Genomic DNA, 14,934 nt, shown 5'->3' with positions numbered 1-14,934 from the left:
AGATTAATTCATTGATATTGATAGAGTTGAGATTCGCTAATCAGCACTGTGTTCTGGCTGACTAAGTCAGCCCCTGGCTTTTGTAACATTGGCAATCATAGAGTCGTATTGCAGCCATGCTAGAATAAGGCAGTTACCACTACCAAATCCGAATAACGCAGGTAACGCGAACGAGGCTTTTTTTATGATTGATACTTCTATCCCGTTGGTGGATTTGCACCGACATTTGGACGGTAACGTCCGCATTGGAACGATTTGGGAACTGGGTCAACAACATGGCATTCAATTGCCTGCGAGCTCGGCAGCAGCGCTGGCGCCACATGTGCAAATTCAAGGAAAAGAAGCAGATTTATTAGGTTTTTTAGCCAAATTAGATTGGATGGTGGCCGTGTTGGCCGATTTAGATGCGGTGCGCCGTGTCGCCTATGAGAACGTGGAAGATGTGGCGCAATCAGGCTTAGATTACGCCGAGTTGCGTTTCAGCCCTTACTATATGGCGATGAACCATAAGTTGCCGCTGCAAGCCGTGGTGGAAGCGGTGATTGATGGTACCAACGCCGGTATGCGTGACTTCAACACCCAAGTGAAGTTGATTGGTATTTTATCGCGCACCTTTGGCCAGCAAGCTTGTTTAGACGAGATGACCGCACTGTTGGGTTGCCATCAAGGGTTAGTTGCTGTCGATTTGGCCGGTGATGAGTTGGGTTTCCCTGGTAAACTGTTTAACGATCATTTCAAAAAAGCGCGTGATGCGGGCTTGCAAGTGACGGTTCATGCCGGTGAAGCGGCGGGGGCAGCCAGTATTTGGCAAGCAATAAATGAATTAGGTGCGGTGAGGATTGGCCACGGCGTGAAAGCGGTGGAAGATAGCACATTGATGGAATATCTCGCCAAACATCGCATTGGGATAGAGTCTTGCCCCACAAGCAATATTCAAACATCTACAGTTGCTTCGTACGCTGCTCATCCGCTGAAGCAATTTATCGATGCGGGCTTGTTAGTGAGCTTGAATACCGATGATCCGGGCGTAAGTAATATCGATATTGCCCATGAGTATCACATCGCCAAGCATGAGTTGCTGCTGACAGATGCCCAATTACGACAATTGCAGCAGAATGGTGTTGAGATGGCGTTTTTATCGGACAGTGAACGTAAAGCGTTATACGCGCGTAAATCTACATAACCAGCAATGCCAATTTTGCCAATAAAAAGCCGACTTAGGTCGGCTTTAATGTGGCTTAACTGTTCTCTATTGCACTTAGATAACGCGAGAGAACTGTTGCTGGCGCGCTTTTTCGCGGAAATACACGTCAAAACAGATACAGATGTTACGGATCAGCAGACGACCCGTTTCACCCACATGGATTTTGCGGTCAGCGACAGTAACGAGCTTGTCATCGATGAAGGTTTGCAGCAGTTTCAAGTCTTCTGCGAAGTACTCTTCAAAGTTGATGCCCAATTTCTCATCCATCTTGGCCATATCTAAATCGAAGTGGCAGATCAGCTGTTTGATCACCGCGCGGCGGATTTCGTCATCACGGTTTAGTTTGCAGCCTTTCCACAATGCATGACCATGGTCATCAATGGCTTCGTAGTATGGACGGATATCTTTTTGGTTTTGCGCGTAGCAATCACCGATTTGGCTGATTGATGACACGCCCAAACCTAACAGATCACACTCTTCTTGGGTGGTGTACCCTTGGAAGTTGCGGTGCAGACGACCTTCACGTTGTAATTTCGCCAATTCATCATCTGGCTTAGCAAAGTGATCCATACCGATGTATTGATAGCCTGCGCCAGTCAGCGTTTCGATAGTGTGTTGCAGGATCTCCAGCTTTTGCTGTGGTGTTGGCAGATGTTCATCTTTGATCTTACGTTGCGCGGCAAAGCGGCTTGGCAAGTGTGCGTAGTTGAACACTGACAAACGATCTGGCGACAGCTCCAAAATACGTTGGATAGTCTGTGCAAAAGTTTCTGGGGTTTGATGTGGCAAACCGTAGATCAAATCCACGTTGGTCGACACAAAGCCCATCGCTTTGGCTTTGTTGATCAAGGCAAAGATAAAATCTTCATCTTGTTCACGGTTGACCGCGACCTGTACTTCTTTGTTGAAGTCCTGAACCCCAATAGAGATGCGGTTAAAACCGGCTTCTTTCAGGGTATCCAGCATGGTCAATTCGATTTCGCGTGGATCAACTTCAATGGAGTATTCACCTTCTTCTGCAAAATCAAAGTTTGCTTTGAGCAACTTGGTCAAACGCAAGATCTGCTCTGGATTTAAGAAGGTTGGGGTACCGCCACCCCAGTGCATTTGGGTGACCTTGTAGCGCTTGAACAATGGTGCACGCTTGAGGATTTCGCTTTCCAAATATTCGATGTATTGGTCAGCTTTGTGCTGATGGCGGGTAATAATTTTATTACAGCCACAGTAGTAGCAAAGCTTGGCACAGAAAGGCACGTGGATATACAGCGACAGTTTGTCGCTTTTGCTGTGTTCAATCGCCGATAGCAGATCGCCCTCAGTGAAGGAATCATCAAACTCCAGCGCCGTCGGATATGAGGTATAACGCGGACCGCTGTAGTTGTACTTCTCGATCATTGACTGATCCCAGCTGATTTTAGTGGGCTGCTCCAAGACGCGTCCTCCGACATTAAATTAGCAACAGGCGAAGTATGCAATGTTACTCGCCAAATAACCTTGATCCAGTTTGAAATTCTTACATGGATATTTAAGAAACAGCGAATATCTATGAAAAAGTTACGAATGTCTGCCCAAGTGGTTCGGTTTTGTGCACCGACTCACGCCTTAGGCAATAACCTCGGTTGCAGATTAATGGGTCGGTTTGAGCTCAAAGCTTGCTAAGGTTTTCGCTTCACTAAGAATTGCTTGTTGCAGATGCGACTCTGATTTCATGCGGTCTAAATCAAGGCGCATGCGCTCTTGTTTGGGTAATGCTGCGCGCTGCTCAAGAATAGGGTGAGTTTTAATTAACTCATAGTGTTGATAAGTGGCGGGGAAATCGTCTACGACACGCTCGGTGAGGGCCAACGCTTCAAACAGCTTGGCGATACGTAATACCCCTTCGGAGATTTCACAACGGTCTTCAATCATCGCTTGGGCGATATAGCGAATATCGCCCAATATTTTCTGCTGGCGCTCTTTGATGGCGTGCTGCTGTGCACTGATAGCGGCTTCACGGGCTTTTTTCTGCTTTTGCAGACGAACTAACAACATAGTGGCATATGTGGTTAGCCCCACCACGATTAATAAACCAATAACAACTATCGCAATCGGCACAGCGGCTCCTTAGTTATTCATCATCCTGTTGGTATTGTTTCAGCAAATCAGCACCAGATTCAAATTTTGCCAGCAGATCATCTTCATCATCAGCGGCTTCGGTCTCTGATAGATCATCAATCCCCAGTTTTTTCATCAAGCGCTCGATTTCATTCAATTGCTTGTCGAGCCATTGCTGATCTGTGCTAGAGAGGTCTTTACCTTCCTCTAGCTGATCTAACAGTGAATTCAGCCGTGGATCATCTTCAAGCTGCATCAATTTTTGTTCGTCAGTCAACACAGGTTTTTTCACCGGTTTTACTGTGGCAATTGGGGCTTGTTGTGCAGGCAAATTCAACGCTACAGGTTTTTTGCTACCTAAACGCGGGTCTTTCTTGGCATTCTGCTGACCGCCAGCAGAGCCGGTTGTGCCGACCGTTTGGCGGCTTCCGGATTTATTGCCTGAATCTTGCTTTTTACGGGCAACTTTACGGTCATCTTTCTTGGTTCTTGGTGCACGCTTTGCGCCATTTTCATTAACGTTGCGCGACTTTTTAATTCTGGTCATATGGATCTCTTTGATGAATTAGCTAACAGGGTGCAAGCGCCTTCATCTGTATTTTACTGCAGCTTTGCAACCGGGGCGCGATTTATAGCAAATTACGCTGCTTTTTGCATCAATACAAAGTCGCCATCGGCAAATAAAAGCGTGAATCCGTACTGTTGGGCTAAATAGGCAAAGGTTTTAGGTTGATAAAAACTCACATGGGTCGGATTGTTCTTGAGATGCCACTTTGCAAACGCGGGCAGTGAGCGTAGCAATGGGGTCGAAATTGTCAGCCAACCATTGGGTTTTAAGCAAGCGCTGATGAGACGCCATTCTTTCGCTGGCTCGCGAAAGTGCTCAAATACACGGTAACTGCAAATAAAGTCATATTGCTGTTGCAACAGCGCATGTTGTGCCGCAAAGAAAGGGTCATATTGTTGTAATTGATAACCTGCCGTATCCACTACGGTGAAAGCGCTCTCTGATAACACGCGTCCAAAATTAAGCCCGTTAAGGTTACTTTGGCCAAGTTCGCCTAACTGGTGCATCAATGACGCAATAAACCCGTCGAGTTGTCGTTGCTTACCTGAACGTTGGGTCCGTCCATAACGTTGTCGCTCTACACTGGGTAGCAGGTGGCTGTTAGGGTCTGCGAAGACTAAACCGCACACTTCGCAGCAATAAAAACTGCGTTTTTTATCTTGAAGGAGTAACTGTGTGGCAGTGTGTTTACAAAGCGGGCAATGATGCATCTACTTCATATCTCAACCAAAAACTGAAAATCAGGCAATAAAAAAGCGGCAGACGAGCTGCCGCTTGATGATGACACTTTGTGTCAGATTCTGCTAGTCGCTATCCAAGCTTAGCAACGGACTTTCCCGGTCCTCTCCCTATTTTTATTTGGCGCATTCCAAGCTATGTCGTTTGTGGTCATCCCGACCTTTCTCAATCAAGGTTTCCTGCCTTGATCACAGGGGTGATTGCCGCATCCCCTGTAAGCTGAGAGCCCCCCAAATGGCTCTGCAAGCTGTTGTGATTCCCCAATGTTAAATTATTATTTTACTGACAGGGAATCAAAAACTGACGCTATTAAACGTTATTGTATTATCCATGTCAACCAATAATTGGTTGACGTGAACGTAAACTGCAAAATTGGTCTATAGCCCAGCCAAAAAGGCGGCTAATGCGGTGATCTCTTTGTCGTTCAGTTTACGGCTAATATCGACCATCATGCCGTTTAGGTCATTATGGCGCTCAGCAGTTTTGAACTTCTCCAGTTGTGCTTTGATGTATGCTTCATTTTGCCCAGCGAGAGCAGGAAAGCCGGCTGCAGCGAGCCCTTGCGCATTGACACCGTGACAGGCTGAGCAAGCCGCAATATCACGTGACATATCACCGCCGATATAAAGTGCGCGGCCAGCACTGTCACTAGAGTCTGTTGCGGCAGCCTTGTTGGGTAAGCTGGCGTAATACAGCGCGAGATGTTGTATATCATCCGCGGATAGTTGTGCTGCAAAAGCATCCATCATCGGATCTGAGCGACCAGCAGCACCTTGCTGAAAATCTTGTAACTGTTTGCTGAGGTAGCGGCTTGATTGCCCGGCAAGGTTGGGATATTGGGCTATTGGGCTGATGCCTCGCTCACCATGGCAACCGGCACAAATTGCCGCCTTTTGCTTGCCTTTGGCGATGTCAGATTCAAGTGAGTTAGTGGCGTAAGCGGAAAAACTCAACCAAAGTAATGGTAATGCACGAGTTAAGCAGAATTTGATCATGATGATTTTCGGTGTTGCGAGTCAGGCATGTTAGAATGACGGGCTAATAAGCGCATTTTTACACAAATTTGACCGCAACGCATTTTACCCGCGGTAAATATAGGCAATGGAGACACTCACTTGACTGACGCTAGCATCGATTTTCGCAAGACACACTTTGTGATCAGTGCGCCGGATATTGAGCACCTCGAACAAAATCTTCCCGGCAACGACGGAATTGAAATCGCCTTTGCCGGCCGTTCTAATGCAGGTAAATCGAGTGCATTAAATGCGCTGACTGAGCAGAAAAACTTAGCGCGCACCAGTAAAACCCCTGGGCGGACTCAGTTGATCAACGTGTTTGAAACTGCAGCAGGTTGCCGTTTGGTGGATCTTCCTGGATATGGTTTTGCGCAAGTGCCGTTGGCCATGAAAAAGAAATGGCAACAGGCATTGGGTGAATATCTGCAACATCGCGAATGCCTCCAAGGGGTGGTGGTGCTGATGGATATTCGCCATCCCCTTAAGGATTTGGATATGCAGATGGTGCAATGGTCAGTGGAAAGCCAGCTGCCGGTGTTAGTCTTGCTGACTAAATCCGACAAACTGACCCAAAGTGCTCGGATGAAAACCGTTAATGATGTACGCAAGGCATTAGCAAACTTTGGTGATGCCGTGCGGGTGGAAGGCTTCTCGTCATTAAAAGGTACTGGCAAGCCAAAAGTGTTAAGTATCTTAACCGAATGGTTCACGGGTACTCAGGCTGAAGCCACAGAACTCACCGATACCCCTGCAGAATAACCCTCTTTTTACCGCGCAAAAAAAAGCCGAGTACATGAGATGTGCTCGGCGTAAATTCATTTAGCCCCTTTTGGGGAGAAGCTAAAATCCAACAAGACTCAAGAACCATCAAAGCTGTGATTTGATGGTTCTGTTGCAGAATAGCGCATCTTTTTACCAAATTAAAGTAATTACTCTAATCTCTAGGCAAAAAAAAGCCCCGGCCGTGTGTGGAGGCCGGGGCGCCATTATTTGGCTGATCACTAAAAGTGAAATAAAGGTCTGAAAGATAGAACATCTTAACCTCTGTACCCTACGTCAAGAATAATACTGCATTTATTCGTATTTTGAAAACAGTTTTTTGTTTTTGGTGTTAATAATCTCGTGGTTGATCACAATCGCCACGGCATTGTTCCTTCGTCACCAACGATAATTTATTGCTAATTGATTGAATAAAAATAAAAAAGCCATCAATTGATGGCTTTTTTGAGAACAGATGTTTTCTGCAGAAATCCGCTAAGAGTAGCTAGTGGGCTTGTTCCCAGCTGTCACCAATGCCTGCTTCTGCCAGCAACGGCACTTTAAGATCAGCTGCCTCGGCCATCAATTGGCAGATTTTGGCTGTCAATACTTCGGCATTTTGCTCGTCCACTTCAAACACCAATTCATCGTGTACCTGCATCACCATGGTGATGTCATCACGTTGCTCGCTACTAATCCATTTATCCACCGCAATCATCGCTTTCTTGATGATGTCGGCGGCCGTGCCTTGCATTGGGGCGTTAATCGCGGCCCGTTCAGCGGCTTGGCGGCGCATGGCGTTGCGGTCTTTGATCTCCGGCAGATACAAACGGCGGCCAAATAGTGTCGATACATAACCTTGTTCAGCGGCCAAGGCGCGGGTTTCTTCCATGTAGCGCATCACGCCAGGGTAACGTTTAAAGTAGGTATCGATATAACTTTGGGCTTCGCTGCGCGGAATATCCAACTGGCGGGCTAAACCAAAGGCCGACATACCGTAAATCAAACCAAAGTTAACCGCCTTGGCACGACGGCGTTGTTCAGAGGTAACCGTTTCAAACGCCACATCAAACACTTCGGCGGCGGTGGCGCGGTGAATATCTTTGCCTTCGGCAAATGCGGTTAACAGGCCTTCATCGCCCGACAGATGCGCCATGATCCGTAACTCAATTTGTGAGTAGTCGGCTGCCAACACTTTGCGACCCGTTGGCGCAATAAAGGCTTGGCGGATCTTGCGGCCTTCTTCGGTGCGGATCGGAATGTTTTGCAGGTTTGGGTCGCTCGATGACAAACGACCGGTTGCAGCATTGGCTTGGTGATAACTGGTATGTACTCGGCCAGTTTTGCCGTTGACCATCATCGGCAGTTTGTCGGTGTAGGTACTTTTTAGTTTGGTCAGGCTGCGGTGCTCCAAAATCACTTTGGGCAGCGGATAGTCGAGCGACAGTTCGACTAACACTTCTTCCGCAGTTGATGGCGCACCTTTTGGCGTTTTTTTGATGATCGGATACTTGAGCTTTTCAAAGAACAGCTGTTGCAGCTGTTTTGTGGAGCCCAAGTTGAACTCTTCGCCGGCGATTTCATAGGCTTTTTGTTCGAGCTCGTCAATCTTACGTGCCAGCTCTTCGCTTTGCTGCCCCAGCAACATGCTGTCGATCAGTACGCCGTTGCGTTCCATTTTCGACAAGATAGTGATCAGCGGTAGCTCGATGTCTGTAAACACACTTGGCAGGCCACTTTCTTTGCTCAAACGTGGCCACAGGTGTTGGTGCAAACGCAGGGTGATATCAGCATCTTCAGCGGCATAGTGCGCTGCCGTTTCTAACTCAATCTGGTTAAAGGTTTTTTGCTTCGCGCCCTTACCGGCAATATCTTCAAAGCTGACGCATTTATGGCCGAGATATTTCAGCGCCATGCCGTCCATGTCGTGACGTGAAGCGACAGAGTTGAACACGTAGGATTCGAGCATGGTGTCAAAGCGCACGCCTTGCAGGCTGATGCCAGCGTTGGCCAGAATACTGATGTCATATTTAAGGTTTTGGCCAATTTTGCCAATTGCAGGGTTTTCCAAAATTGGTTTTAATTTGGCGAGGACTTCGGCCTTATTGAGCTGGGCTGGTGCGCCTGCATAATCGTGCATTAACGGCAGATATGCCGCTTTGCCTTGCTCGATAGAGAAAGATAAACCGACGAGCTCTGCATCCATGTAGTTAAGGCTGGTGGTTTCGGTATCCACGGCGAATTCATCCGCCTTGCTCAGTTGCTCGAGCCAGCTATCGAACTGCTCGTGGGTGAGAATGGTGTCATAGGCGATTTCCACCGCGGCGGTTTCTGCCACATCTTCGGCGCTGGCGGCTTCGTTGTGAGCGTTTTGTGGTGCTTTGTTATCGAGCACTTCGCCGAGCCAACGTTTGAACTCCATTTCGCCATAGAGTTTGATCAGTTCATCGCGATTGGGATGTTGAATATTGAGTTCATCCCATTTGATATCTAATTCGCAGTCAGTTTTGATGGTAGCTAGCTCGTAGGACAGCTTGAGCATCTCAGCGTTCTCGCGAATTTTCTGCGGCATGGTCTTGGCACCTCGAAAACCAATTGCAACTACATCATCAGGGGTGGCTAATAACTTACTGACGCCACCAAGACCGGTAAGCATCGCCAGTGCAGTTTTCTCGCCTACGCCGGGCAAACCAGGAATGTTATCCGCTTTATCACCCATCATCGCTAACAGGTCGATGATCAACTCCGGCCCAACCCCAAACTTGGTGGCAACCTCTTCGGGGCCCATGATGGTATCGGTCATGGTGTTGATTAAGGTGACGTTGTCATCCACCAACTGCGCCATATCTTTATCGCCAGTGCTGATCAAAATCGCTCGGCCATCTTTACTGGCCTGGCTGGCGAGAGTGCCGATCACATCATCGGCTTCCACACCAGAAACACACAAAAGCGGCAGACCTAGTGCCTTGATGATTTGATGTAGAGGCTCAATTTGGCTGCGTAAATCATCAGGCATTGGTGGACGGTGCGCCTTGTAGTCGGCGTACATCTCATTGCGAAAGGTCGGCCCTTTGGCATCAAATACTACGGCCATCTGGGTGGGAGTATAGCGAGACAGTAGGCTGCGCAGCATGTTGACAACCCCATACACGGCACCGGTGGCTTCACCTTTTGAGTTGGTAAGATGTGGCGGTGCATAATAGGCGCGATAAAGGTAAGACGATCCATCAACAAGGATCAGTGGGTTGTCAGCGATTTTTGGCATAGTGTTGCAATCGTTTTTTAGCTATTTGAATTAGCGTTAAAGAATGCCATAGAAGCGAAATTTGAGCCACGACAAAATCCTCCCAGCCTGTGGATAAGTCTGTGAGTGAAAAAATTAACAGCGTGGAAAAAAGGAGAAATGCTAAATCATCCCTGTAGCTAACTTACTGTTTTTGAATATTTTTAATTTTTTTTGTGAGTTGTGCTTTACTTTGCTTAAAAATTCCTATCTGTGGATTTCTAAAATTCCATTTCCAGATTTACGGCGGAGAGATATCGAACAATCTCTCGCTGGAACAGGTGGAATAAGTTAGCATGATTTTTGAGCAGATCAACAGTTTTGTAACATATTGGTTAAACCCAAATGACATAAGAAGGATTTTTTAATGAAGAAAATAGCTGTGCTGCTGAGTGGCTGTGGCGTATTCGATGGTAGCGAGATCCATGAGGCGGTATTGAGCCTGTTGGCGATTGCTAAAGCGGGGGCGAGTTATCAATGCGTTGCACCGGATATCGCACAAATGCACGTGATAAATCATGCCGCCGGACAAGAAGCGAACGAAAGCCGTAATGTGCTGGTGGAATCAGCCCGGATTGCCCGCGGAGAGATAAAAGCCACCACAGAGTTAGACGTGAACGAATTTGATGGTTTAGTGATCCCTGGCGGTTTTGGTGCCGCGAAAAATCTGTGTGACTTTGCCATCAAGGGAGCCGATGCCCAGCTGTCACCATTAGTGGCGGAGTTTATTGGCCAGTTTATTGCCGCGAAGAAAGTCGTCGGCTTTATCTGTATCTCGCCGATGATGATGCCATTGCTCTATGGTGCAGGTGTGAAAGGGACTATCGGTACTGACGCAGACACTGCGGCGGCTTTTAACGCCATGGGCGGCGAGCATCAATCTGCCAAGGTGGATGATGTTGTGGTTGACCTTGAGCACAAAGTGGTGAGTACTCCCGCTTACATGCTGGCCGGCAATATTGTCGAAGTGCATAACAGCATTGAAAAGCTGGTGGCGAAGGTACTGGAACTCGCTTAAGTTCAGCAAATATTGGCTGTTAAAAATGCCGCAAATTCTGAAGCGTTTGCGGCATTTTATTTTTGCCTCTCATATGGCTGTTAAGGTTTTGCCTTCGCTTTTTGCGCCTTTATCCATGCTTGGTATTGCGCAAAGTAAGGTTCGTCTTTTAACAGCTTTTGCTGTGGGTCAAGTTGAATCCTATCGGCATCACCAATGACCAACTCTCCTTGCCCGTGAGGCATTGATACCGTGAACAGCTTACCGTCAACCAACACTTCAACTGGTAGCGTCAATTCGCCAGTGGTTTGCTGCCAACGTATTTTCAGTACACCACCTTCTCGTTGACTCACTAGCTGTGGCAACTTGGCTTGGTACAGATAGGTGTTAAAGAAGCCTGTCATATCTTCACCGCTGATGCGATTGACGATAGCAATAAAGGTTTTAGTGTTGCTGTAAATCGGCTTGAAGTTGCCCGATTGCGGATCCTGTGTGCCATACACCAACTCGCGCACCGCACGGAAGAATTTGTCATCACCGAGATAGTTGCGCAGCGTGTGTAGCATCAGTGCGCCTTTATTGTAGATGTCTTGCCCCGGGCCGCGTTTTTCATCGTAAACGCCTTCTTCGGTTTTTGACTTACCCGATACCATTGGCGCTTTGTTGGTGACTTTGGCACGTAGCCCGTAAAGCTGTGCGTCATAGGCCATTTTGCCGTGCAGATACTCGGCATAAAGTGGTTGCATATAAGTGGCAAAACTTTCATGCAGCCAGAAATCGTCCCAGTTTTCATTGGTCAGCTGATTACCAAACCACTCGTGGGCCAGTTCGTGTTGCAGCAAGCTGTCGTAACCAAACACGCCTTTGGCGTAATGGTTACCATAGGCGTTGATAGTTTGATGCTCCATGCCCAGATGCGGTGTATTCACAACGCCCATTTTGTCTTGCCAAAACGGGTAAGGGCCGATGTAACGCTCAAAAAATTCCAACTGTTTGGGAAATTCTTGAAACAGCACACTAGCATCTTGTTTATCGCCTTTCAGATACCAATATTGCATCGAATATTGATGACCGTATTTACTGTGGTAATCCGCTTGCAACTCTTCGTACGGGCCGATATTGAGTGCGACGGCATAGGTATTAGGTTGCTGAACTTGCCAATGATAGGTATTCCAACCATCTTGTTCGATTACATCAATCAATTTGCCATTGGATGGCGCGACCAGCGGTGCCGGTACTTTGATAAATAGATCGGCGACTAACGGCTCGCCCATCGGTTGGTCGATGCACGGCCAGAACAGATCGCAGCCTTCGCCTTGCACGGCAGTAGCAATCCACGGTTGGCCATCTTGAGTTTTGCTCCACACAAAACCACCGTCCCACGGCGCATGTTTGGCTTGATGAGGTTTACCAGCGTAATCAATTGCAACCGTAAATTCCGCACCCTGAACTACCGTTTGTGGCAGGGTGATAAACACGCGGCCTTCAGGATTGCTCCATTGCTCTGCTGCTAGCGGTTTGCCATCAATGTCGATGCGGCTGATTGATAATTCGCGGTCTAGATCCACCGAGATTTGTTCAAGCGGCGCTTTAGCGGCAAAACGTAATACCGCATGGCCTGCAATGGTTTGGGTTTCAGGAAATACCTGCCAATGCAATTCTGCGTGTTTGAACAATAATTCTTTTTGAGTGGCGGGCATATCGCCGCCGGACTCTTTCGTGAGCTCTGTATAGAGCGGTTTCTCGGGCGTTGGTTTGTCGGTGCTGCTGGCACAACCTGCGACTGCCAATGTGAGTAGTGGTGCAAATAGGTAAGCGTAGGATTTCATAGCAACTTTCAGGCGTTATTCTTATTGATCGAGCCTCATTGTGCCGTGCGACGCTAAGCATCACTACGGCAAAACTGTTGCGAATCGTTTCAACATTGTGAACAGAGCGTGGGAGATTAACTTTTGCGGCGACTGTCGAGCCAACCTTGCAGCAAACCGGCGAGTAATCCCGCTAAGTGGGCGCTGTTGGCAATGTTATCGCCCATCGCGCCACTAAAACCGAGCACGAGGGAGAGCAACATAAAGCCCATCAGTGATGGTTGCAGCACTAAACCGCGTTGCGGCGCCCATTGGCTCATCACCCAGCTGTAGCCAATCAAGCCGTAGACCACACCTGAGAGCCCGCCAAAATCGGGACCACTAAAGAAAAATTGCACCATATTCGGTAGCGTGCCGGCGACAATGAGCAGCAGTAATAAGCGACCGCTGCCGAGGGCGTTTTCTATGCGGCCACCAAGGTACCACCACCACAGCATATTAAAGGCGATATGCAGCAGCGAAAAATGCAGCAAACTTGGAGTGAATAGGCGCCAAATTTGCCAATGGCTGTCGCTGCTGGCACCGAAAAACGACAGCGCATTGAAGATAGTCTCAGGCACAAACAGCATGACAATATAAATTGCCACGCATGCCATTAAGGTAATCAGCGTAACTGGCCCTGCACCTGTGATCAGTTGGCTGAGCAACTGTAATCCCGGCGCGCCGTAATCGAGCTGAGTTTTACTATCGCCCACTTCCCATGAGGCTTGCAGATATTTGCCATCCATCGGGTTATGGATAAAGTTATTGAATTCGCGTTTAGCTTGCGCAGCATCGCGCTCATTGAGGACATAGATAATAACGCCCTGGGCGGCGTGCTCAATGTGCGTTGATATGCCTTGGCTTTTCAGATAATCGGTCAGTGCCATTGCGGCACGTTGGGATGGTAGTCGACCAATCTCAAGCATTCGCCGCTGCCCAAGCGGTGTAGCCACCGGCAAGACTGTAAACGTCTTCAAAACCGTGTTGATGCAGATACTCTGCGGCGCTCTGGCTGCTAATACCGTGATAACACACCACCACCAGTGGCGCATCAAGATCGGCTTGCGCCATAAATTGGCTGATGTTGTCATTGCCAACCCGCTGAGCACCGGCAATATGCGCTTGTTCGAAGCTGCCAGAATCGCGAATGTCGATAATTTGCAACCGTTCACCCTGTTGCATACGTTGTTTCAGCTCAGCAATATTTAAGATCTTGTAAGTCGACATAGTCTCGCCCGATAAAATAATCACACCTAACAACCTTATGCTTACCAGCAGTTATCCTAGCAATATGTTGGTGTCGTTGTTGATACTGATCACATTTTGCCTGAGGGCACTGCGTGAGTACAGTGCCCAAAGCGGTGATGCAAAGACGTGTGTCTGATAGGGATGGTTATTCCCAGTTCAATATCACCTTGCCTGATTGACCAGAACGCATGGCATCAAAGCCGGCTTGGAAGTCATCAATCGCAAAGTGGTGGGTGATAATGGGTGAAATATCTAAGCCAGATTGGATCAAACTGGCCATCTTGTACCAAGTTTCAAACATCTCACGGCCGTAAATACCTTTGATGACCAAGCCTTTAAAGATCACCTTGCTCCAATCAATTGCCATTTGGCCGCCAGGAATCCCCAGCATGGCGATTTTGCCGCCATGGTTCATGGTGTCCAGCATGGCGTGGAACGCAGAGGGTACACCAGACATCTCTAAGCCCACGTCAAAGCCTTCGGTCATCTTCAGCTCTTTCATGACGTCTTTGAGGTTGTCTTTGCTGACGTTAACCGCGCGGGTCGCGCCCATTTTGCGCGCCAGATCTAAGCGGTATTCGTTCACGTCGGTGATCACCACGTGGCGTGCGCCCACGTGTTTACAGATCGCCACCGCCATAATGCCGATAGGGCCAGCGCCGGTGATCAACACATCTTCGCCAACTAGATCAAACGACAGCGCAGTGTGCACTGCGTTACCGAATGGATCGAAGATAGAGGCTAAATCGTCGCTGATGTCATCTGGAATACGGAAGGCGTTGAACGCTGGAATCACCAGATATTCGGCAAAACAACCTTCGCGGTTTACCCCCACACCAAAGGTGTTGCGGCACAAATGGGTTCGACCCGCGCGACAGTTACGGCAGTGGCCGCAAGTGATGTGGCCTTCACCAGAAACGCGATCGCCAATGTTAAAACCACGAACTTCGCTACCCACGCCGACTACTTCACCGACATATTCATGGCCAACCACCATAGGTACTGGAATGGTGTTTTGTGACCATTCGTCCCAGTTGTAGATATGCACATCGGTGCCACAAATGGCGGTTTTGCGAATTTTGATCAGCAGGTCGTTCGGGCCCATTTCCGGCTTTTCAACATCGACCATCCAGATGCCTTGTTCAGGCTTTAATTTGCTTAATGCTTTCATGATGAC

At 48.2% G+C, this 14,934-nt stretch carries 13 protein-coding genes; 3 read left to right on the top strand and 10 right to left on the bottom strand.

The annotated features are described in order from the left end of the window. The first annotated feature begins 184 nt into the window (after positions 1 to 184). Positions 185 to 1,183 (top strand): adenosine deaminase, encoded by a 999-nt coding sequence (gene add, locus JYB87_RS18360; RefSeq protein ID WP_207354863.1) that lies wholly within the window; start codon positions 185 to 187, stop codon positions 1,181 to 1,183. 75 nt (positions 1,184 to 1,258) lie between these two features. On the opposite strand, the gene hemN is transcribed toward add, so the two are convergent. From hemN to JYB87_RS18335, 5 genes are all read right to left on the bottom strand, one after another. Next, positions 1,259 to 2,635, bottom strand: coding sequence for an oxygen-independent coproporphyrinogen III oxidase (hemN, locus tag JYB87_RS18355; RefSeq protein ID WP_207354862.1), 1,377 nt, complete (start codon positions 2,633 to 2,635; stop codon positions 1,259 to 1,261). A 195-nt stretch (positions 2,636 to 2,830) separates the two neighbouring features. Next, on the bottom strand, positions 2,831 to 3,298 hold the full coding sequence (locus JYB87_RS18350; protein ID WP_207354861.1) for a DUF2489 domain-containing protein: 468 nt from the start codon (positions 3,296 to 3,298) through the stop codon (positions 2,831 to 2,833). A 13-nt stretch (positions 3,299 to 3,311) separates the two neighbouring features. Beyond that, on the bottom strand, positions 3,312 to 3,845 hold the full coding sequence (yihI, locus tag JYB87_RS18345; RefSeq protein ID WP_207354860.1) for a Der GTPase-activating protein YihI: 534 nt from the start codon (positions 3,843 to 3,845) through the stop codon (positions 3,312 to 3,314). A gap of 92 nt (positions 3,846 to 3,937) precedes the next feature. Next, the gene (locus JYB87_RS18340; RefSeq protein WP_207354859.1) at positions 3,938 to 4,576 is read right to left on the bottom strand and encodes a class I SAM-dependent methyltransferase; all 639 of its coding nucleotides are present in this window, start codon (positions 4,574 to 4,576) and stop codon (positions 3,938 to 3,940) included. 405 nt (positions 4,577 to 4,981) lie between these two features. After that, entirely contained in the window at positions 4,982 to 5,599 is a 618-nt protein-coding gene (locus tag JYB87_RS18335) for a c-type cytochrome (protein ID WP_207354858.1), read from the bottom strand. A gap of 120 nt (positions 5,600 to 5,719) precedes the next feature. Here JYB87_RS18335 and yihA point away from each other — a divergent pair, with 120 nt between their 5' ends. After that, entirely contained in the window at positions 5,720 to 6,379 is a 660-nt protein-coding gene (yihA, locus tag JYB87_RS18330) for a ribosome biogenesis GTP-binding protein YihA/YsxC (protein ID WP_207354857.1), read from the top strand. A gap of 505 nt (positions 6,380 to 6,884) precedes the next feature. Here the strand turns inward: yihA and polA are convergent. Beyond that, entirely contained in the window at positions 6,885 to 9,644 is a 2,760-nt protein-coding gene (gene polA / locus JYB87_RS18325) for a DNA polymerase I (RefSeq protein ID WP_207354856.1), read from the bottom strand. Between the two features lie 385 nt (positions 9,645 to 10,029). Between polA and elbB the strand changes: the two genes are divergently transcribed. Beyond that, positions 10,030 to 10,680: an isoprenoid biosynthesis glyoxalase ElbB gene (gene elbB / locus JYB87_RS18320; protein ID WP_207354855.1), complete on the top strand. Its 651-nt coding sequence runs from the start codon at positions 10,030 to 10,032 to the stop codon at positions 10,678 to 10,680. A gap of 80 nt (positions 10,681 to 10,760) precedes the next feature. Here the strand turns inward: elbB and JYB87_RS18315 are convergent, their stop codons facing one another. The 4 genes from JYB87_RS18315 to tdh form a co-directional block, all read right to left on the bottom strand. Then, complete coding sequence (locus JYB87_RS18315) at positions 10,761 to 12,488, bottom strand: M1 family metallopeptidase (protein ID WP_207354854.1); 1,728 nt, start codon at positions 12,486 to 12,488, stop codon at positions 10,761 to 10,763. Between the two features lie 116 nt (positions 12,489 to 12,604). Continuing rightward, on the bottom strand, positions 12,605 to 13,435 hold the full coding sequence (gene glpG, locus JYB87_RS18310; protein WP_207354853.1) for a rhomboid family intramembrane serine protease GlpG: 831 nt from the start codon (positions 13,433 to 13,435) through the stop codon (positions 12,605 to 12,607). Beyond that, a complete protein-coding gene (gene glpE / locus JYB87_RS18305) occupies positions 13,428 to 13,736 on the bottom strand; it encodes a thiosulfate sulfurtransferase GlpE (RefSeq protein WP_207354852.1) in 309 nt (102 codons plus the stop codon). The genes glpG and glpE overlap by 8 nt, the downstream gene beginning before the upstream one ends. Before the next feature lie 166 nt (positions 13,737 to 13,902). Further along, positions 13,903 to 14,928, bottom strand: coding sequence for an L-threonine 3-dehydrogenase (gene tdh, locus JYB87_RS18300; protein ID WP_207354851.1), 1,026 nt, complete (start codon positions 14,926 to 14,928; stop codon positions 13,903 to 13,905). Positions 14,929 to 14,934 lie beyond the last annotated feature (6 nt).

This window comes from Shewanella avicenniae (assembly GCF_017354945.1).
GTDB classification, from domain to species: Bacteria; Pseudomonadota; Gammaproteobacteria; order Enterobacterales; family Shewanellaceae; genus Shewanella; species Shewanella avicenniae.
The sequence above is the reverse complement of the archived record's forward strand: the minus strand, read 5'-3'. Positions and strand labels throughout refer to the sequence as shown.